Consider the following 23,768-nt stretch of genomic DNA (forward strand, 5'->3'; position numbering starts at 1 on the left):
TTTTGTTGTTAATTAAAAGGATTCTCCAATTCTAAAATAAATACCCCAATCACCTTTTCCAACTGCGGCATCAAGTCCAATATTAAACTTCATATCGTTAAATACATTATATCTGTAGCCTAAACCAAAACCAGGGTAGGCATCCCAATCGAAATTTTCGTTTGTGGAGCCATAAATAGTGGCGATACCGGCAAAACCAACAAGGCCCATTTTAGCGTTGAAATTGTAACGGTATTCGCCTTGAATTGACATGAGACCATCACCTCGATATTTTCCTTCGGAATACCCTCTAATATCTTTTCCGCCAATGGTTTCTTGTTGTTCAAAAGGGATGTCGCCCAAGCCAAACTGCCCAGAAAACCTTGCTGCAATTACATCGGTATTATTTCGTGTAGCAAAATAGGTGTTGAAATTGGTTATTACTTTGTTTGCAGATTGATCGTTTCCAATCCATTCGGGATACGTAATAAAACGCACTGTAGTATTTATTCCTTTGGTAGGATAGTACACAGCATCTCTAGAATCGTATAGCATATTAAGTTCTAATGCATTGGTTGTCGTTTTTGTAGCCTCCTGAACATCATCTTCGTAAACTGTATCATAAATGGTGTAAGTGTATGTTAGTCCTGTGTAAAATGATTGGGTTAATTGTCGTTTCACCGCTGCGCTAATCATGGTCATATTTGTGTCGTAATCGTAAAAACCACTAACATCTGTATCTTCCATGTAAAATTGAGAAATATGGTCGCCGACAACAGCAAATAAGGCAGCACGCCAAGTATCCTCTTTAAAATACCATCTGTTAAAAAAACCTACAAAATACGAATTGTTTGTGGTGTAAACACCTGCAAAACCAGAAATAGATTTGGGTGAAATAGAATCTTTAGCATTTATCCTATAGTTTGCCATTGGGATAATACCGAACATAGCTTTTAAATTTCTGTTATAGCTTATGTATGGCATAATTTTATACTCTATTTTTTTTTCTTTTAATGAATCATTTGGGGTTGTAATATCGTTTTGGTCATTTTGAGCATGAATTATAGTCAGACTTGAGCATAAAAACGTAGTGAATAGTAATTTTTTTATCATTACAAGCGGGTCTAAGAAGTTTACTTCTAATATACTATCATTTTTAAAACTAAAAAAGAAAGCAAACATGATTATGTAAGAAAATTGGTTGAGAAATGGTTTGTAATGTGAGATGTGACATCATGTCAGTTTTTTTTAAATGGCATAATCATTGACTTTTAGTTACCGAAATTAAAAATGAACACAACATTTCCGTTTAGGCGGGAATCCATAAACACAAATAAAAAATATTATGAGTAAAATTATTGGAATCGATTTAGGTACAACCAACTCTTGCGTTTCTGTAATGGAAGGTAACGAGCCTGTTGTAATCCCAAACGCAGAAGGTAAGCGAACTACGCCATCGGTTATCGCTTTCGTTGAAGGAGGAGAGATTAAAGTTGGAGATCCTGCAAAACGACAAGCTGTAACTAACCCAAATAAAACTGTATATTCTATTAAACGTTTTATGGGGAATAAATATTCTGAATCTCAAAAAGAGGCAGAACGCGTACCATATAAAGTAGTAAAAGGAGATAACGATACACCACGTGTGGATATCGATGGAAGATTATATACACCTCAAGAATTGTCAGCAATGATTCTTCAAAAAATGAAGAAAACAGCTGAAGATTATTTAGGTCAAGACGTTAGCGAAGCAGTAATTACTGTACCTGCTTACTTTAACGATTCTCAGCGTCAAGCAACAAAAGAGGCTGGTGAAATTGCAGGTTTAAAAGTGCGTCGTATTATTAATGAGCCAACCGCTGCAGCATTAGCTTACGGTTTAGATAAAAAAGGAACGGATCAAAAAATTGTAGTATTTGACTTCGGTGGAGGTACGCACGACGTTTCTATTTTAGAATTAGGTGACGGTGTATTTGAAGTATTGTCTACCGATGGTGATACGCACTTAGGTGGTGATGACGTTGATGAGAAAATTATTAATTGGTTAGCCGACGAGTTTAATGCTGAAGAAAGTATGGATTTAAGAAAAGATCCAATGTCTTTACAGCGTTTAAAAGAAGCTGCCGAAAAAGCTAAAATTGAGTTATCGTCTTCTGCACAAACAGAAATTAACTTACCTTATATTACGGCTACAGCTTCAGGACCAAAACACTTAGTGCGTACATTAACACGTTCTAAATTTGAGCAATTAATCGACGATTTAGTAAAACGTACTATTGCACCATGTGAATCTGCATTAAAGGCAGCTGGATTAAGTAAAAATGATATTGATGAAGTTATATTAGTAGGTGGTTCTACTCGTATTCCTGCGGTACAAGCTGCTGTAGAGAAATTCTTTGGTAAAGCACCAAGTAAAGGCGTTAACCCAGACGAAGTAGTATCATTAGGAGCAGGTATCCAAGGTGGTGTATTAACTGGAGATGTAAAAGATGTATTATTATTAGACGTAACACCGTTATCATTAGGTATTGAGACTATGGGTAATGTTATGACTAAGCTTATTGAAGCCAATACGACGATCCCAACTAAGAAATCACAAATATTCTCAACTGCTGCTGATAATCAACCTTCTGTTGAAATTCATGTGTTACAAGGTGAGCGTGCTATGGCAGCCGATAACAAAACGATTGGACGTTTTCATTTAGATGGTATTCCACCAGCAAAACGTGGTACACCACAAATTGAAGTAACATTCGATATCGATGCTAATGGTATTATCCATGTTACCGCTACAGATAAAGCGACAAACAAAACACAAGATATTCGTATTGAAGCATCTTCAGGATTGACAGAAGAAGAAATCCAAAAAATGAAGCAAGAAGCTGAAGCAAATGCAGAGGCAGATAAAGTGGCAAAAGAAAAAGCTGAAAAATTAAACGCTGCTGATGCTATGATTTTCCAAACGGAGAATCAGCTTAAAGAATTTGGTGATAAATTATCGGATGATAAGAAAAAACCAATCGAAGAAGCACTTGAAGAATTGAAAAAAGCTTACGAGTCCAAAGATATTGCAGTAATCGATCCTGCTTTAGAAAAAATTAATGAAGCATGGAAAGCAGCAAGTGAAGAAATGTATAAAGCACAAGCTGAAGCACAACAAGGAGAAGGTCAGCCAGGACCAGATGCTAGTCAAAATGGACAAGCTGGAGACTCAAGTGATGTGGAGGATGTTGATTTCGAAGAAGTGAAGTAAGAATAAAATTCTTTATATATAACAAGAAAAGACGAACTAAAATAGTTCGTCTTTTTTTTTGGTTTCAAGATTTAATATTTAATAAAAGTATTATTTCAAAACGAGTTATATATTGGTGAAAGCAATTAAAACCTCAAATAAAAAATGAAATTAATCGATTATTGAAGAAAAGTAGTTTAAAATTATTTGTAAAATTATCGATAAAAAGCTTGTTTTTAACGATTAATTGCATAAATTTGTAACACAGAACCCCTAAATTTTAATCATGAAAGTAAAAGTTATTTTATTTTGTTTCAGTTTTTTCTTAGCTATTGGTTTAGGATATGCTCAAAAGAAGAAAGACCAGCCTAAAAATATTATTAGCGAAAAAGTTGCTATTAAAAAGTATCATAGTAAAGATGAACTAGACCGCATGCCTAAGGGCGATTTGCTTGGTTTGTATATGGAACGTATTGAAAGTTTGGTAAAAACATTGCCTTATATTGCTTTTGCTACAAAACCAGGTGTTACTATTGAAACTTTAGGTATACCTAACGACAAGGATAATAAACAGGCGTTAGATGATCAATTTGATACGACAGACGAGTATATAGAAAATACAGGTGAATTTCAAAAGAAGTTTTTACCGTATTCGGATACGAATAATTTGATTTCAGCCATTCTTTTTTATGAAGATATCATGAAATCATTGCACGAGTACAGTGAATATCATTAACCTCGTATGCCTTTAAAATATAAATCTTCGAGTTTTTATGAATTCGAAGATTTTTTTTATCTATATGATACCAAAAATACTTCCTTAAATTATTTTTTTTAACTAATTATCAATAATTATGTATCGTTAAATATTTAAGCTTAAAATTGTAATAATAATTTAGACAGTTATAAAATATAGTCATTTATAACATAATTAGTTGATTTAGTGTGTATTTCATCGGAATTTATTGTATTAAAATTATGTTAAAATGTGTATTTTAACGAAAAAAAGTGTATTTCATGGAATATTTTTATATTTTTGATGTATATAATAGATGTAAAATCTTATTAGTTAAATCATAAAACATTAATTATGAAAAGCTTTACTCATATTGTTTGCGTATTTCTTATTACTGTAGGAAGTGTATACGCCCAGCAAGAAAAAGGGATTATAGGATCGGATAACTGGCTTTATGGTTGGACCGATTTTAAACCTAATGGCTCAGATTACGGTGAGCCTACCCAAATTTTAGCTGGAAATATTTCAGAGAATACAAGATTAACCAAGCGTGATGTGTATTTGTTGTTGGGAAATGTTTTTGTTACCAACAACGCGACACTAACCATAGAACCAGGAACTGTAATATTAGGAGATTACGATTCAAAAGCATCTTTAACGATAGCAAAAGGATCGGCAATTATAGCTGAAGGAACAGAGACCGATCCAATTGTCTTTACTTCTAATCGTAGCTTAAAGCGCGCCGGTGACTGGGGCGGCATTATGATTTTAGGAGATGCACCAACTAATAAGTTCGGTAATGGTTCTGTTATCTCTTTTTATAATAACCTAAATACGGCTTCATATCCTTATATAAACTACGGAGGTGAAAATCCTAGTAGTAATTCTGGTGTTTTAAAGTATGTGAGAATTGAATATGCTGGTAAACGTTTAAAATCAGGAGGTAATTTCAACGGCTTATTGTTGGCCTGTGTAGGAGGAAAAACAGTTTTAGACAATATCATGGTATCTCACTCTGCAGGAAATTCGTTTGAAATCTGGGGAGGAAAAGTTCACATGAATAAGATGGTGTCCTACAGAGCTAACGGAAGCGACTTTAAATTTAATTTTGGAACACAATCTGAATTAAATAACTCTCTTGCAGTTAGGTCACCTTACGTGTCTTCAAGTACCGATGGAAATCGTTGTATTAGCGTGGCGTCTTATGAGAAAAGAGAAGAAGTGGATTTTTCAAAAGTACAAACCAATGTCATTGCTAAAAATTTAACGCTTTTAAATAATAGCGACGATTTAAAAGGAGATATCGAAAAAGGATTAGTAAAAGAGGCGGTATACGTAGCGCAAAATGCATCCATAGATATGAATAAAAGCGTTATCTCAGGGTTTAATCCAGCAGTTATTTTTGAAGATAAAATTATTATAAATCAGGCAAATTTGGAGCGCATCAAGTTTACAGATATGTATTTTAATAATTGTAACGGGAACATATTTGTAGAGAATAATTCTAATAATGAAGATTTAGAGAATTGGTACGGCAACAGTGCTTTTTTTAATGTGTATGCTAAAGGTCAGAACTCAGAAACATTTATTGATTTAAAGAACGAAAGGCGTCCTGACTTTAGATTACGAATAAATAAAATTATTGCATCAAACGAGCACGATTAAATTTTGCTTTGTTTGTTTATGTATTTGTAGTGTAAATTTAAGCTCTAGGTCTTAAAAACCTTCTATCTTAATTAAAATTAAAATATAAACGTTGCTCAAAGGTAAAAATCACCTGCGAGCATTGTCAATTTTAAAAAGGCTAGTGAAAAGAGAAGTTTTTCTTAGAGTTTTATAAAAGGGAATATTAATGAGAAACTTTACTTTTTTAGGCTTTATGTTTTTCTTAGTTAATGTAGTCAATTTTTTGAATGCACAAACTATTAGTACTCCGAGTTTGGGATTTACACAGGCATGTGCAAGCCCGTCATTCAATATTTATTACACGACATTCAGTTTTTCCACTGATATAGAAGCGAGTGCTTCAAATCAATTTATTATTGAATTATCAAATGCCTCAGGAAGTTTTGCTTCGGGAGCGACGGTGCTTCATACAACAGCCCCAGGAGAGTTTAGTACCTCACCAGCAACCGTTGGATTTTCATTACCGACAAATACAGCTGGCGAATTGTACAAAATTAGAGTAAAAAGTACATCACCAGCCGCGACGAGTACTGGGTCGGTTTCATTTCCTGCTTATTATAAATTACAGGATAGCCCTTTTACCATTAATAATTTAATAGGAACAGCTACCTTTTGCTCTGGAGGTAGTTATTTATTGACTATTGATAACCCAGGAGCAGATGATAACGATTCACCTTTACAATATCCATCGTTAACGTTTAATTGGTATAAAGAGACAAGTGAAACAACCTCTGTTTTTGTGGCTTCAGGAAAAACCTTAAACGTAACTGAGGCAGGAACCTATTTTGTTGAGACTAATTACGGGTCATGTACATCCGATTCTTATTCAAATCGGGTAACCGTAACTCAGGCGTCTTCTGGAACATCTTCAACAATTAGTTCCAGTTTGGGAAATCCTTATTGTTCTGCTGAAGGTGCTACCACATTAAGTGCTATTAATGGTGAAAGTTATCAGTGGTACAAAGACGGTAAGGTTATCGACGGGGCTACAGGTCAAACTTATATAACAGACGAGTCGGGTACCTATTTTGTAAGTATCGATTTAGGCGAATGTTCTACCAGTGCAACTATTGCCTTGGAAACATCGGGGTTTACAAGTAGTATAAATGTCGATGAAAATAATTCAATTCAAGATGGAGAGAGTTTAAACGTAATTGTTACAACTACAGCCAATACTCCCGAATTCAAATGGTATTATAATGAAACTTTAATTACTGAAGCAACAGGAAGTACATATAATGCGAATCAAACGGGGGACTATAAAGTTGTTGTTACACAAACTAATGGTTGTATGGCATCTGAAGAATTTACTTTTTCATTAGTGGTTACAGAACCGTTTCCAGATGTTTCTAATATACCAAATATTATAAGTCCGAATGGCGATGGTATTAATGACACCTGGGTAATTCCACAGGAATATGTAAATGGTACTAATACTAAGGTGATTATTATGAGCTCATTAGGGAAAGTGGTTCATGAAACAGATAATTACTTAAATAATTGGCCAGAAAGTGCCATTGAGTTCGATGAAGTCAATCCGGTTTATTATTATATAATAACCACATCAGGAAATACAGTAAAAAAAGGGTCAATAACCGTAATTAAATAAAATTGAGTAAATATTTACTACATATCGTTTTATTTTTAGCGACAACGCAATTTTTCTTTGCCCAAGATAATGGTGTTGTGGCTTTCGTGTTACCAGTTAGAGCATCATTAAAATTTAATAAATATGCCCTTAATCCAACATTTAGTTTTGTAAGAGAACAAAATAAATATGTAACGTTCACAAATAAGCGAGAGTGGGTACAATTTAACGATGCTCCGCAAACCTATTTGTTTAGTTATTCTGGTCGATTTGCTGAAAATCGCGGTATGGGTATAGGTCTATTTCAACAAGATTACGGAGTTTTAACAACTTTTGGAGGTCTTGTGAATTACGCTTATAATGTCGTACTTGACCGGGATAGTAATTTAACTTTTGGAGCCAATTTAGGGTTTTATCAAAGTGGCGTTAATCAGGGACGTGTTGTTTCTAATTATGATGACCCTGCTTTACAAAACATACCAAATAATAGTATGTTAACCATAAATCCCGGAATTAATTACGGAACAACATTTTTAGATTTTGGTATGGCTATAACCAATTTCGTATCATACAATTTAAAGTCGTCAACCCTTATTGAAGATAATCCCGAACAAGGATTTCAAGCCCATATCATGTATACAGGATTTATGGATAGTCGTGGTTTTTTCGATGAAAGTAAGTTTTCAACATTATTGAGAACCGAATTTAAAAAAGACAAAACCATTATATCTGGTTTAGCAAGAATAGCTGTACCTAAAGGAATTTGGGCTCAGGCTGGCTATAACACCCTTTATGGTTTATCGGCTGGCATAGGTATAAATGTGAGTAATCAAATAGCAATAGAATATAATTACGAAAAGGCTGTTGGAGATTTGGCTTCCTTTGGAAATTCTCATGAATTTACTTTGGCTTATAAATTTAATAAACGCTATCGATATAATTACAGTGATGAAGAACAGGAGCAGGCGCTACTTATACCTGATAAGCGAACAAGACAAATTGCTGCACGCCGTAAGGCTAATTCTAAAGCAACTTCTATTGACAGAGAAGCTTTAGCTGCTAAGCGAGCAGAACAAAGAGCAATTGCTCAGGCCAAAGCTGATTCTATAGCAAAAGTAAAGGCTGATAAGCGTGCGGAATTAAAAGCTGCGGCCAAAGAAAGAATAGAGCAAAGACAACGTGCTTATCAGGCGCAAAATACCGATGTGGTTAAGCAAGCCGTTGTATTAAATGAAGTTGCTAAAAAAGACAATGCTAGTAATTTAGAAGAAAAAAATCAATTAGATGAGACTGCCAGATTGAAAGCTGAACAAGTAGAGCAGGCACGAATAGCTGAAGCCGCCAGATTGAAAGCGCAACAAGAAGAGCAAGCACGAATAGCTGAAGCCGCCAGATTGAAAGCGCAACAAGAAGAGAAAGCACGAATAGCTGAAGCTGCCAGATTGAAAGCGCAACTAGAAGAGCAAGCACGAATAGCTGAAGCTGCCAGATTGAAAGCGCAGCAAGAAGAGCAAGCACGAATAGCTGAAGCTGCCAGATTGAAAGCGGAACAAGAGGAACAAGCACGAATTGCAGAAGCCGCCAGATTGAAAGCAGAACAAGAGGAACAAGCAAGAATCGCAGAAGCCGCCAGATTGAAAGCCGAACAAGAAGAGCAGGCACGAATAGCTGAAGCAGCAAGATTAAAAGCCGAACAAGAAGAGCAATCTAGAGCCGTGGTAGAAAATGTTGGCGAAATGAAGGAAAGTGATGAAATACAATTTCCTCCAGTAACCAACCCAACTACAGAATCGCTGAAAAATGTGACTAAACTAGCATTAGAGGCTGATGAGGAACAAGAAATGTTAATGATTCAGCTGAATGAGGTAATTATTATTAAAGAAAAAGATTTAAAAGATCTGAAAAAAGAAAATGATTTAAGCGAGCAAGGTATAGTAAGTGCTCCAAAACCATTTAAAAGTGTAACCGAAGAAAATGCAAGACTAGCCTCATTAACGCAACAATTAGATCAGCAAATAGAAAAACAAAATGATAAAATCGAGTTAATTGAAACGTTATATAGTACTAGATTAAAAGAGGTTTCAGATAAAAAGGATCCGACGAATATGTTTTATGCAAAAACAATTGACAAAATTAAGTCGAATCAAGCTGAAACAGTAAAAGCAAAAGAGCAGTTACTTTTAAAATTAAAAGAAATTAGAGTTGCGACTGAAATTGAAAGAAAACGTAGAATTAAGCGCGCTTTATATGATAATGCAGAAGATCGTTACAATAAAGATCGTGCTGCTTTAAATTCTATAAAGCAAATTACTAAAACAAGCACTTTACCATTATCTGAAAAAGATTTTGATTATGGTGATGTAGCTCCAGGTAATATTCAAATTGTAAAAGATGTAAAACATGCCGAAAGTGGATATTATTTAGTTCTAGCTGTTCATACAGATGTTGTAAAAAGAGATCAGTTTTTAATGAGAACCATCGAGGCAGGATTAAGAGATATCGATTTCTTCTTTGATGTTACTACAAACAAGTATTACATCTATCATGAGAAATATGAAAATATAGATGCAGCGAAACGAAAATTAGAAAATAAAGGACCAGAACCATACAACAAAAACATGTCTATGGTAAAAATTGAAAATAATTAGTAAAAAATAAGCCCTTCATTTATAGTTAAAGCCCCAAATAACACTATAAGTGATGAAAAAAAATCAACCGCCATGAAAAATTTTACTTTTATAAAACCAGTTTTGGTTATTTTAATATTACTGCTTTACTACAGTGGTACTGCCCAAACCTACAAAGCATTTAGCGTTCGAGAAAAAGTTGATGTTAGAGGAAGTATGCTAGTTATAGGTAACAGTATTCTTGGAGAAAATAATCAGGATTTTAACGATTTCTCAAGAGATAATCAGGATATCGATATGCAATATATTGATATTGATGGAGATGCCTCAACCTTTAGTTCGAGTAGTGCCGATTTATTATTAATGCCTCATGAGGATGGTTCGGCAACCACGTGCTACCGAGTGGCTTTTGCTGGATTATATTGGAGTGCGGTTTTAAAAAGTGGCGAAAATCGATCGAACATTACCAATGCTAAATTTAAAGTACCAGGTAGTTCTACGTATACCGATATTTCAGGAGAATTAATTTACGATGCCATAGCCAGCCCAATTGTTTCAGAAACAGGAGAACCAGGTAACACACCTTATGCGTGTTTTGCCGATGTAACCGATATCGTTTCTTCACTCACAGATATCGAAGGAACCTACACTATGGCGGATGTGGTTTCTAGTGAAGGGTTTAACAATTCTACAGGTTTAAGTGCAGGTTGGTCACTTATTATTATTTATGAAGATCCAGAATTACACACCAAATCATTTACCTTATTTGATGGGTTTAGTCATATTTATGACGGACACCAGGAAACTATTCCGGTAACCGGTTTTAGAACACCACCGTCCGGGCCAGTAGATTTACAATTTGCTTATGGTGCTTTAGATGGCGATCGTACAAAACGTGCCACAAAATTAGAAATTAACGGAAAGGAAGTTACTACCGACGATAGAAGCGCAAATAAGTTTTTTGGATCGGTAATTGAAAATTTTGGATTTGGGCATACACCTAATCCGGCCAGTATAAATTATCCGCGTGTCCCTAACAGTGAGAATACTTTAGGATACGATACTGGTTTGTTGGAAATTCAGGATGCTGAACCAGAATTTATTGGAAATGATGATACCTCGGCCGACTTTAGATTACAGGTAGCCAGAGGGCAAGCCGATCCAGTGTTTGCATTTTTTAGTGCTTTTGCTGTAGATGTTATTTCACCAGATATAGAATTAATAAAAACTGTAGAAGATACCAGTGGAGATGATATTGATGGTGCCGATGTGTATTTAGGTCAGCAGCTGTTTTATGAAATTACATATCAAAGTACTGGTAATGATAATGTTATAGATTTTACGATTAAAGATGTATTACCGGATAATATTGTTTTCGATCCTAATGATGTAGACTTAACAAATGCTGGCGGAGCTACCATTCAATCCTATGATCCTGATACCAGAACCATCATTTTTGCAATACCTAATAGTTCTGTAGAAGTAAATGACCCGGTATATACCATACGTATACCCGTGCAGATTGTACCCAATTGTTACGATTTAAGTCAGGCTTGTTCCAATGAAATTCAAAATCAGGCTTTTGGTACTTACACAGGAGAAATTAGCGGTATTTTTATTCAAGACGAAGGAAGTTTTGCTTCCGAAGAATGTTTAGGGGTTCCTGGTTCTACAAACTTTTTAGTAGACATATCTAATTGTGAATTTAAAAGAACCGAAGTTTTATGTGGTTCTACGGTAGTATTAACGGCCGCCGATGGTTACGATAGTTATTCATGGTCTACAGACCCATCAGGAACGCCGGTTGTGGGTACAGGTCAAACCTATACAGCTAACGGTACTGGAACATATTACGTACAAAATACAACATCTTCAACCTGTATTTCAATTCAGGAGGAAATTACGGTAATACCATATGGTAATACCATTACCAATCCAATTATACCTTACGCAGATTTATTACCAATATGTCCTAATGATGGTAAGGTTTTACCATACATATTTTTATGTGGAGCAAACGACATTCGTAATATACAAACAGGTATTAGTGATGCAGTATCTATAAACTGGCAAAAGCTTGACGAAGCGAGTTGCGATGAAATTTTAGTAGATGATTGTGCTAATGAAAATGAAGATTGTACATGGAATACTGTTACCACAGGACCCGATTTTATAGCCGACGATGCTGGACAATTTAGAATTGTAATCAACTATCCTGGAGGGTGTTTTAGTATTTTCTACTTTAATGTTTATCAAAATTTACTAGAGCCAACCATTACGGCAAAAGATATTATTTGTACAACCCCTGGTGAAGTTAGAGTAGGTGGAGTTCCTTCTGGATATGAATATAGTTTAGATCCTAATGGTCCTTATCAAACATCAAATGTATTTACAATTAATACGCCAGGATATTACACAGCTTATATCAGACAAGTTGGAGTTGATACTAATCCATGTATTTTCCAAACACCTGAGATTTATGTAAGAAACCGTGATGCCAATATTACTGAATTTGTTACCCAACCAAATTGTAACGGTGATAAAGGAACTATTAAATTGGCAGTTAATGATGCATTACCACAGTATTATTACAGTTTATCTTCTGGAGGAACTGTAATTAATAGTGTAGGGCCAATAATGGATAGCGATTATACCTTCGGAAATCTTAATGCAGGAACGTATACTTACGATATCTCTACAGATGATGGATGTGTTTTTACCGGAACAATAGAAATTATTGAACCAGATCCTATTACTGTAACTTCAGCTATTACCAAACCTTTAACGTGTACCGATGGAGAAATAACGGTTTATCCTGTTGGTGGAACACCACCTTATCAGTACTTTGTAAATGGTAATACCATTTCTCAAGATTCACCTGTAATTGCAGCACCAACACCAGGAACTTACGAGATTTTAGTTCTTGACGTCAATAACTGTAGTGCTATAACCTCCCAAACTATTGAAGAGATTTTGCCTCCGGAATTTTCGGTTAACAAAACGGATATTTTATGTAACGGTGAAAATACAGGTAGCATTACATTTAATGTTACCAATGCAAATGGTTATAGTATAAGCTATAGTATCGATAATGGTAATACGTACAGTTCTAACCCTAGTTTTTATAACTTACCAGCTGGTACGTACCCAACATTAATAGAGTACACTTTAGATGGTGAAGAATGTTTTAGTGTAGCAGAAGATATAATCATTACAGAAACTCCAAATGCTGTTACAGCATCTGGAGGGGTGTCAGAATTGGCAGGGTGTGGACCAAATGGGGAAGGGCGTGTACGCATTACTAATCCTCAAGGAGGAACACCACCTTACGAATATAGTTTTGATAATCAAATAAGTTGGACAACCGATAATGAAGCTTATGTGGCCCCAGGGACCTACACTTTATACATAAGAGATGCTAACGGTTGTATTTTTGCTATGCCAGGTATTGTTTTAGAGCCAGAGCCAGAAGCACCTTCTATAAGTATTTCGGATGTCGATTATAATTGTGATGGTACAGGTAATACAACGGTTACCGTAAATAATAGCTCATCTAATTCATATTCTTATGGTTATTTAATTGATGGTGTAGAGAATCCTAATGTTGCCGATCCGCAAACATTTTTGGATGTTTCTGAAGGAAGCCATACTATAACTGTAACGTATCAACTAGAGACTGTGCCAACGTTTAGTAATTTATTGAACGAGGACTTTGGAAGTGGAGCACCAACAACCACATCTGGGATAGCTAGTGCGTACTGTTTTAATGATCAGCGTGTCAATGGGCCTTATCCTTGCGGAACACGTTCAGTAGAAGACAATCAGTACTCTGTTGCTAGTTTCTTCTGGAGATCAGACGACCCAAATGCTAATAATACAGGTGCTTGGTATCATTTTAGTGATCATACAACAAATGGTGCAGACCCGGATGGAAGATTTTTATTGGTAAATATTGGCTCAGCAGCGGGACCTTACGGTATTTTGTATAGTAAGCCTATAAACGATGTAATTCCAAATCAGGATATTAAAGTTGATTTGTATGTTGCTAATTTAATGCGTACCGTAAATGCCGATCGTGATGATCCGGATTTCAGAATTCAATTGGTTGATGGCGCAGGTAATGTTATTGCAGAAGATTATACTGGAATCGTACCTAAAAATGAGCAATGGAATTTTAGAACCTTAACTTTAAACCCGGGCAACAATACAGATTTAACGTTTGTTATTCGCTCAGGAAGCGTACAATATTATGGGAATGATGCGCTTATAGATGATATTAGTGTATATCAACTACCAAAAACATGTATTGAACAAGTCGATTTTCCGTTTATTATAGACCCAGGTCAAGCTTTTGCAGCAGATATCGTTTCAACTAGTGATGTAACCTGTGCTAGTGCTGGAGATGGTACTATCACTATTGCAGCGCAAAATTTCGATACAACTAACGGCTATCAATATTCAATCGACGGAGGAACAACATGGAACACAACGACGAGTTCACCTTTTACAATTTCAGGATTGACTGAAGGTACGTACAATGTGATTGTTCGTTATGATGCTTCATCCGATGGGGTATGTGATGCAACTTTACAAGCTCAAATTTTAGCACCCGATGCTTTACAAGTAAATGCAGATACTACGCCTGTAACCTGTTTAGATGGTTCAACGGTTACGGCTTCAGCTACAGGAGGAACACCTGCATACACTTTTGAATTACTGGATGCGACCATGGTGGTGATTAATACTTTCCCTGGAAACGGAATATTAACTAATATCCCTGCGGGAGATTATACTGTTAGGGTTACCGATAGTAATGGTTGTGCGGCAACAACGCCAATAAGTTTATTAGCACCAACGAGTCCAACAGCTTCTATTGTAAATGCCGATTATTGTTATGATGCTGCTAATGGAGCTACTTTAGAAATAGCGGCTTCTGGTGGAAACCCACCGTATGAATATAGTGTTAATGGAGGTGCATTTCAATCGAGTCCTATTTTCGCTAACTTAACGCCAGGTACTTATGATTTTATTGTAAGAGATGCTTATGGCTGTGAATTTCCTTTAACAAGCGAAACTATTGCAAATCAGGTTAATATATCTGCTAATTTAACAAAAGAATTAGATTGTACCGTGTCGCCCGATGCCGAAATTTCGGGTACAGTTTCAGAAGGATATCCGCCTTATACGGTAACATTAATTCAGGGCTCAGGAACTGTTAATCAGTCTGGAAATACTTTTTCATTATCAACAGGTGTTGCTGGGGATTATCAATTTCAGGTAACCGATGACAACGGATGTATTGCAGTTTCTAATGTTATTACTGTAAATCCAATTGAAAACCCTACAGCTACAACTACAGTTATTAATCCGTTATGTAACGGTAGTAGCGATGGATCGGTTCAAATTGTACCTGCTGGTGGTGTAGGTCCTTATACGTATAGCTTCGATGGTAGTGCATTTTCTAGCACCTCTTTATATAGTGGATTAGCCGCAGGAACGTATAATTATGAAATTCAGGATGCTAACGAGTGTATTTTCAGCGGAAGCGTAACCCTTACAGAACCTACAACTTTAGTGGTTAATGCTACAGCGACAACATTTAGCTGTGCAGCCGATAATACAGCGCAATCGGCAACGGTAACCATTGATGTACCTACAACAGGAACAGCTCCTTATTTGTACAGTTTTAATGCATCTGGGTATAGCGCATCAAATACTTTGGAAGTTAACGATAATGGTACAAATCAAACCATTAACTATTCTGTACAAGATGCTAATGGCTGTACTGCTAATGGTTCTTTAATCATTTCAGCATTAAATCCACCAACCGATTTAGATTTTTCAGCAACTACGGTAACCTGTATTAATACAACATCAACCGTGACAGTTACAGCGACTGATGGAGCAGGTTCTTTAACTTATGAAATTATTGCGCCGATTACCGTAGCGCCACAATCATCGAATACTTTCTCAGGTTTAGCACCAGATACTTATGTGTTTAGAGTAACTGATGAAAATGATTGTTATTATGATGAGTCGTTTGTGATTGATCCAGTAACACCAATTGCAATTACAGGAACTAAACTAAGTGATGTATTGTGTTTTGGAGGTAACGATGGTGCAGCACAGTTTGAAGTGTTTAATTCTACAGGATTTACGTATACTGTAAATGGAGGAAGTAGTCAAGCAGGTTCATCTCCTATCAACCTTTCTAATTTAGTAGCTGGTTCTTATGTAGTGGAAGTTACCGATACAACTACAGGCTGTACGGCAGATACTACAGTAACTATTTTAGAGCCTACCGATGCAGTCAGCGTAACTGCCTCGACGACAAATGTAAATTGTAATAATTTTAATTCTCAAATTACAGCAATACCAGCTGGTGGTACACCAAGTTATACCTATGCAGTTGTAATTTCTGGAAATCCTGCTCCTGCTAATTCAGATTATGCTAGCGGTAATATTATCACGGTAGATACCAATAGCGGAACCAATTTAGTTTGGGATGTATACATTAGAGATGCGAATGGATGTACCAGTTTTACAACCGTTACTATTGTTAATGATCCGTTACCAACAGTTACAGCACCAACAGTTGATAACCAGTGTACAGCTAGTTCTGGATTTACATTTACAGTAAGCGCATCTAGTGGCGTACCGCCATATTCATACAGTATTAACGGCGGGGTGTCATACCAGTCAAGCTCAACTTTTACCGTTAATGCAGCAGGAAGCTACACCGTTATGGTAAGGGATGCGAATGGCTGTACGGCAACAGCAAGTACAACAACAGAGGTATTTGCACCTATTACGGCGAGTGCAGCATTAACAAAAGACATAACTTGTTCTAGCCCAATGGAGGCCAGTATAGATATTACCGTTTCTGGAGGAAATACCCCTTATACCTACGAGGTTTCTACAGATGGAGGCACAACTTATACCAATATAGCAGGAGCGACTTACACCACATCGGTTGCAGGAACGTATCAGTTTAGAGTTACCGATGCAAATGGATGTACAGAGGAAACACAGCAAGTTACTACAAATCCGGTTATAAACATTACAGCAGATGTTATAAGCAATGACCCAACCTGTAACGGATATACTGATGGCTCTATTCAATTTAATCCAACAGCAGGCGAAGCGCCTTTCGAATATAGTATTGATGGTGGAACCACATTCGTTTCAACTAATGTATTTGGCGGGTTAACCGCAGGAACATATAATTATGTTGTTAGAGATAGTAAGGGGTGTGAGTTAATAGATTCTGTTACACTAATCGATCCACCAGCTATTGTAGCAAATATTGTTATGAATCCAATTGTGTGTAATGCAAATACACCTGGAAGTTTTGATGTTTCGGTAACTTCAGGAGGAACAGCACCGTACACCTATTATTTATACGATAGAAATTATACGGAATTAGATACACATACTGAAAATAGTGCTGCAACTACACCTGTGCATAGCTTTACCGGATTAAATTTTGGTGATTATTATATCACCATTATAGATGCCAATGGTTGTGAATTTAACAGTGGTAAACTTAGAATAGAAACTCAGCCTTATTTAGAGTTTGAAGGTATAGTAGATGTTAACTCTTGTGCTACAGGAGTAGATTACGAAGTAGAAACTACAGGAGGAACAGGACCATATACTTATTCTATTTTAGGTCAGTTGGGTACAGAATTTGGACCTACAGCAAATATTACTCATGTTTTCACAGGTTTAGTGCATGGCGTAACCTATTATTTCCAGGTAGAAGATGTTAATGGCTGTATATCTATATTAGAAGCAACCATGCCACCTCCACCATCCAATATTGCAATTACTGGTACAATCATTAGTGATGTTAATTGTTTTGGTGATACTAGTGGAGGCATAGATTTTACGGTACAGGATTACGATGGTTCGGTAACAGATATTAATTATCAAGTTTTAGATGCTTTAACATTAAATCCGCTTACTCCAGCTGTTAACGGTACTTTAACAGGAACTCCGGGAGGACCTGTTTCAGGTAATGTTAGTGGATTACCAGCAGGAAGTTATGTAATACAAGCAACGGAAGTGGGTGGTACAGCGTGTTCTAACGCATTTACATTCGATGTAACACAGCCAACCCAACCTTTGTCGGCAGCTGTATCCAATGTGGTTAACGCCAATTGTAATTCAGGAGCACAATTAACGATTACAGCTACTGGTGGAACAGGACCATACCAATATGCTGTTGGGGCACTTGGATTTTCACCGGCACCTGCAGATTTTGGTGCTAATAATGTGTTGGTACTAGATCCAAGTATTAGAACAAACTGGGATATTGTGGTACAGGATGCTAACGGATGTACTGTTAGATTAAATGAAGATATTGCAACCGATGACTTGCCAACTATAGCCCCTGTTACTGAAGATTGTTTTACAGGAATAGCACGAATAGTAACGTTATCTGGAACAACGTTTAACGGAAACAGAACCTATAATGTTAATGGTGGAGCGTATCAAAGTAGTGCCGATTTCACAATAACCGCTGCGGGTACATACACATTCAATATTAAAGATGATAACGGGTGTATAGCTTCAACAGTATTAGTTGTTAATCCGCCAATTTTATTGGATGCTGCATTAGATTTAGATTTAACCTGTACGAATGATGCAGAAATTACTATAACACCATCGGGAGGATCGGGTACCTACAATTTATATGAAGTAAGTACAGATAACATCTTGTTTACAGCTATAGGAGGCACAACTTACACGACAAGTACCGCAGGAATGTATTATTTTAGAGTAACCGACGATGAGGGTTGTTCTGCTGTTTCAAATGCTATTGAAGTTTCACCGATTACGTCGCCAACACTTACATATACTCAGTTAAATGTAACCTGTAATGGTAGTGCCGATGGTAGTATTATTGTGACAGCTGCCGATGGTATTGCGCCTTATGAATATAGAATAAGTAGCAACGGAGGACTTAATTGGTCGGTATGGCAAGCTACAAATGTGTTTAGTGGCCTAAGCGCAGGAACATACGAAATTCAAATAAGAGATAATAAAGAATGTGTATCTGGAACGGACACAGTAACTATTACCGAACCTACATTAGTTGACGGAACAATAGATTTAACTCAGGGATTAACCTGTGGCGCTAGTAACGCCACGCAACCTGCATTAATAACCGTTAATGGAAGTGGAGGTACAGCGCCTTACACGTATAGTTTCGACGGTGTTAATTATACATCTACAAATACATATGCGACTTATTCCGCAGGTATCGTAAATGCTTGGATTAAGGATGCCAACGGGTGTACCATTGCTGCACCACTTAGTTTCGATATGCCTGCATTAAGTGTACCAACCGATTTAGTTTTTAATAATAACCCAATAACATGTAACGACCCTACTACCGATGTAACCTTAACTGCTACCGGAGGAGTAGGGGTGTTATCTTATGAAATTATTTCGCCTAGTGCCGTAGGTCCTCAAGCGTCTAATGAATTTACAGGATTAGCACTTGGCACGTACGTGTTTACTGTAACAGATGAAAATGGTTGTTATTACACAGAGTCTTACACCATTGCACCAGTAACCAATATTACGGTATCAGGACAATTAATCAACGATGCTTTATGTACAGGAGATGCTAATGGAATCGTAGAATATACAGTTGCTAATTTCAGCGGAACTTATAGTTATAATATAAATGGTGGTGGAGAAATTGTAGGGCAGACAAATACCACTGTTTCAATCACTGGTGTTCCGTCAGGAGACCAGACTATAACCGTAACCGATGAAGTAACAGGTTGTACCGATACATTCACAGTAACTGTTAGTGAACCAACGCCAGTAAGTTTAGCCGAAATAGATAAAATTAATGCTAATTGTAATTTTGGTGCTCAGGTAACTGTTGAAGCCAGTGGAGGAACGCCGCCATATCAATATGCATTTGTAATTGATAATTCAGCTCCAGTAACAGCCGATTATTCAAATAGTAATACTGCTGTATTAGACCCAGCAACATCAACCAATTGGGATGTATGGGTTATGGATGCTAATGGTTGTACCGATCAAATAGATGTAGTCATTACTACCGATCCGTTACCAAGTGTTACTGTACCTGCTTTATCAGATAATCAATGTAACCTAAATGGTGATCCGTTTACTTTTACTGTAACGAACCCAACAGGAATTGCACCATTTAGCTACTCTATAGGTAACGGATATCAAACGAGTCCTACATTTACAGTGTCTACACCAGGAACTTATAATGTTACCATTAAAGATGGAAACGGATGTACATATACAGATTCTACACCAATAGAAGTGTACCCTGCACTGGATTTAAATGTTGCTGTTGCCACATTACCAAGTTGTAGTGACAACGATGGTGTTATTACAGTAACTGGAGCAGGCGGTTCAGGTAATTATAGTTATGCCATTAGCCCGATTGTAGGAACAATTTCTGGAAATGTAATTTCAGGTGTGCCTGCCGGGACCTATACAGTAACTATTACTGATATTGATACTGGGTGCGACAATTCAGCTTCAATAACTTTAGCCCCTCCAACGCCAGTTACGTTTACTGCAACATCTACGGATGTAACCTGTAATGGAAATACCGATGGAACAATTACTGTGGAGTTACCAGCAAGTAATGATAACCCAATTTATACTTATGAAATTATAGCACCTATTTCTGTTGCGCCTCAAACATCTAATGTGTTTACAGGTTTGGCTCCTGGAACTTATACGGTTCGTGTTGTTTCGGGAAGAAATTGTGAGGCACAGCAAGATGTTGTAGTAGGAGAACCAGATGCTATTGTGGTGCCATCTCCAACGGTTGTAGAATATGCTTGTACACCAGACACAAATGCGGTAAACTTTGCAAGCATAACAGTTTCAGGTGTAACCGGTGGCTCAAACAATTATGTGATTTACGAATTCTTTAGGGATGGAAATTTAGTACAGTCTGGAGCGAATAACGTATATAATGAAGCTGATTTCCTTGGCGGAAATTATACCATCAATGTATATGATGAAAATGGTTGTTCCGGGACAACTACGGCAGTAATAGCTCCCTTTGTGAGAATTGATGCTATTGATGTCGCTATAAATAACGCCATCACATGTATTAATGATGAAGATATTACAGTTTCAGCAACCACATCAGGTGGAATCGCTAATCTTCAATTTACAGTTGAAGATACCGATGGAACAACTACAGGAGCGATTTATAATCAAACCAATAGATCTGGCGTTTTCACAGGTTTACCAGTTGGAAACTATATCATAACAGTATACAATGTTGATACAGGGTGTAGTTTACAAACGGTTCATTATGTAAATAATCCGAATACTTTCGAATTAGACATTGAAAGTATTACCGATGTTACCTGTTTTAGTGATAACGATGGTAGTGTAACATTTACATTAATTGATAACATACCAACCCCAGTAGATGATGCTGGCCCGTTTGATTATGAAGTATATAATACCACCGATTTAACAAATCCGGTGCAAACGGGAAGTTCGCCAGATGCGGGACCGATAACTATTACTGGATTGGCATCAGGAACTTATACCATCAATGCCACATTAACTAACGCACCTTATTGTTTAGTAACCACAAACGTTACCATTACAGCACCTAATGCTGCCTTAGCGATAGATAGTTCGCATACCGATATTACGTGTATTGGTAACGATGGAACAATTACGATAACTGGTTCAGGAGGTTGGCCAGGTGATTACGAATATCAATTAGAATTGAATGGCGGTAGTATAATATCAGCATTCAGCAATACGTATTATTTCGAAGGACTTTCAGCAGGTATTTATACAGCAAGTGTTAGAGATAGTCAAGGTTGTATCGTGACCGAAGAAATTGAGTTAATCGATCCACTGCCAATAGATGCCATTATTACCCCAAGTACAACTATGTTATCATGTTTTGGTGATAAAACGGCAAGTATAACAGTAACGAATATTTTAGGAGGTCAAGGAGGTAATTATATGTTTACCCTAAATATGGTTTCGCCTGTACAGAGCTCTTCAGGACCACAATCGTCTAATGTATTCAGTGGATTAGGAGCTGGAACATATAACGTTACAGTTTCAGATGGATTTACTTGTGAAACAACATTTGCAGATATTACGATTTCAGAACCTGATCAAATCGTTGCATCCTTGGTAAGAGCTACAACTCAAACCTGTACTACAGATGCAACATTAACTTTGAGTGCTACAGGAGGAACAGGAGCTTACGAATACAGTGATGATGAATCATTTACTAATGTTATTAACACCTTTACAAGCGATATAACCTTCTCGGTAGCACCAGGTACTTATAGATATTATGTGCGTGATGCCAATGGTTGTGTGTCTGCGGTTTCAAATGATATCGTTATTGAAGCACTTCCTGATTTGGTGGTGACTTTAGATACGACAAACGCCACAATTAATTGTGCGGGTGATTCAACTGGAGTTATTGTAGCTGAAGCGGAAGGAGGTTTAGGAAATTATGTGTATACCTTACAAGATGCTTCTGGTAATGATATACCTGATGCCGTTCAGGATACACCTGGTGTATTTACACAGTTACCTATTGGAACGTATCAGGTGTTAGTTGAAAGTGGCGATTGTTTAGTAACCTCGGCGCAGGTAACTATTACTGAACCAAATTTACCTCTAGAGGTACAATGGGAAGTTAGTGATGTAACCTGTAACGGTAGTAATGATGGTATTTTAGAAATTACGGCTACAGGTGGTAGTGGTATTATAAAATATGCTATATCGCCACAAATGAATCAGTTCTTTGATGAACCTATATTCGACAATTTAGCCCCTGGAGATTACCAGGCTATCGTACAAGATCAATTGGGTTGTTATGTTTTGTTTGATTTTACTATCGATCAGCCAGATCCACAATTTGTTAATATAGTGCCTAATTCATTAATTCCTGTAGTTTGTGAAGGGGATGCAAATGGTGAATTTAGCATTGAAATTACAGGAGGAACACCGCCTTTCCGCGTGGCTTTAGATAATATTGATGGGCCATACACACAAGGAGCAGATGGTCAAACCCTATTCACGTTCAATAATCTGGATGGGCAAGATAAAGTGGTTTATGTAATAGATAGTCAAGATTGTCAATCAGAATGGAATATTGAATTCCCTGATCCTGTATTGTTAAATCCAGTAGCTATAGTAGATTTTGGATGTGAAAATAATATTTCAACGAATACGGTAACGGTTTATGTTGATGATAGTAATACCGATTTATCGCAAATAGAATATGCTTTAGATGGGGGGGCTTATCAATCGAGTAATGTATTTGTAAATGTGCCTCCGGGAATCGGGCATTACATCGATGTGCGTCATTCAAATGGGTGTATTAAACAAACCGAACCGTTCGACATTGAAGCCTACGAGCCTTTGCAATTAGCTATTCAGGCAGGAGAAACCATAAATACCATTGAGGCTATGGCAACCGGTGGTACTGGAGATTATGAATTTTTCCTAAATGGAGAATCTTACGGAACTGAAACGACTTTCATTTATTACGAAACAGGAAACTATACCGTAACTGTTGTTGATAGTAATGGATGTACCGCCGTGGCTTCAGGATTTTTCGAGTATATCGATGTCTGTATTTCTAATTACTTTACGCCAAATGGCGATGGTAATATGGATGAGTGGGGACCAGGTTGTACCGATCAGTATAAGGATTTAACTTTTGATATTTACGATCGCTACGGAAGAGTTGTAGCCAAATTAAAAGCCGGACAAAAATGGGATGGTAAATACGAAGGACGTGAGTTACCAACGGGAGATTATTGGTTTGTTGTAAAACTGAATGACCCGAAAGACGATAGAGATTTTGTAGGACACTTTACGCTTTACAGATAATTAGTGGTTATGACTGTT

The 23,768-nt window shown here is 36.8% G+C and carries 7 protein-coding genes; 6 read left to right on the forward strand and 1 reads right to left on the reverse strand.

From position 1 onward, the window contains the following. Positions 1-12 precede the first annotated feature (12 nt). Complete coding sequence (locus ICJ83_RS06250; protein WP_188229522.1) at positions 13-1,092, reverse strand: BamA/TamA family outer membrane protein; 1,080 nt, start codon at positions 1,090-1,092, stop codon at positions 13-15. A gap of 232 nt (positions 1,093-1,324) precedes the next feature. Between ICJ83_RS06250 and dnaK the strand changes: the two genes are divergently transcribed. The 6 genes from dnaK to ICJ83_RS06280 all read left to right on the forward strand — a co-directional run bounded on the left by dnaK (position 1,325) and on the right by ICJ83_RS06280 (position 23,750). Then, entirely contained in the window at positions 1,325-3,232 is a 1,908-nt protein-coding gene (dnaK, locus tag ICJ83_RS06255) for a molecular chaperone DnaK (protein ID WP_188229523.1), read from the forward strand. A gap of 265 nt (positions 3,233-3,497) precedes the next feature. Then, complete coding sequence (locus ICJ83_RS06260; protein ID WP_188229524.1) at positions 3,498-3,947, forward strand: hypothetical protein; 450 nt, start codon at positions 3,498-3,500, stop codon at positions 3,945-3,947. A gap of 354 nt (positions 3,948-4,301) precedes the next feature. Beyond that, on the forward strand, positions 4,302-5,612 hold the full coding sequence (locus ICJ83_RS06265; RefSeq protein ID WP_188229525.1) for a hypothetical protein: 1,311 nt from the start codon (positions 4,302-4,304) through the stop codon (positions 5,610-5,612). A gap of 187 nt (positions 5,613-5,799) precedes the next feature. Continuing rightward, on the forward strand, positions 5,800-7,242 hold the full coding sequence (locus ICJ83_RS06270; RefSeq protein ID WP_188229526.1) for a T9SS type B sorting domain-containing protein: 1,443 nt from the start codon (positions 5,800-5,802) through the stop codon (positions 7,240-7,242). A gap of 2 nt (positions 7,243-7,244) precedes the next feature. Then, the gene (locus ICJ83_RS06275) at positions 7,245-9,869 is read left to right on the forward strand and encodes a PorP/SprF family type IX secretion system membrane protein (RefSeq protein WP_188229527.1); all 2,625 of its coding nucleotides are present in this window, start codon (positions 7,245-7,247) and stop codon (positions 9,867-9,869) included. A 72-nt stretch (positions 9,870-9,941) separates the two neighbouring features. After that, positions 9,942-23,750 carry a T9SS type B sorting domain-containing protein gene (locus ICJ83_RS06280; RefSeq protein ID WP_188229528.1) on the forward strand — a complete coding sequence of 4,603 codons (13,809 nt, stop codon included), beginning with the start codon at positions 9,942-9,944 and terminating at the stop codon, positions 23,748-23,750. The last annotated feature ends 18 nt before the right edge of the window (positions 23,751-23,768 follow it).

The sequence above is a fragment of the Aestuariibaculum sediminum genome (assembly GCF_014596945.1).
GTDB lineage: Bacteria > Bacteroidota > Bacteroidia > Flavobacteriales > Flavobacteriaceae > Aestuariibaculum > Aestuariibaculum sediminum.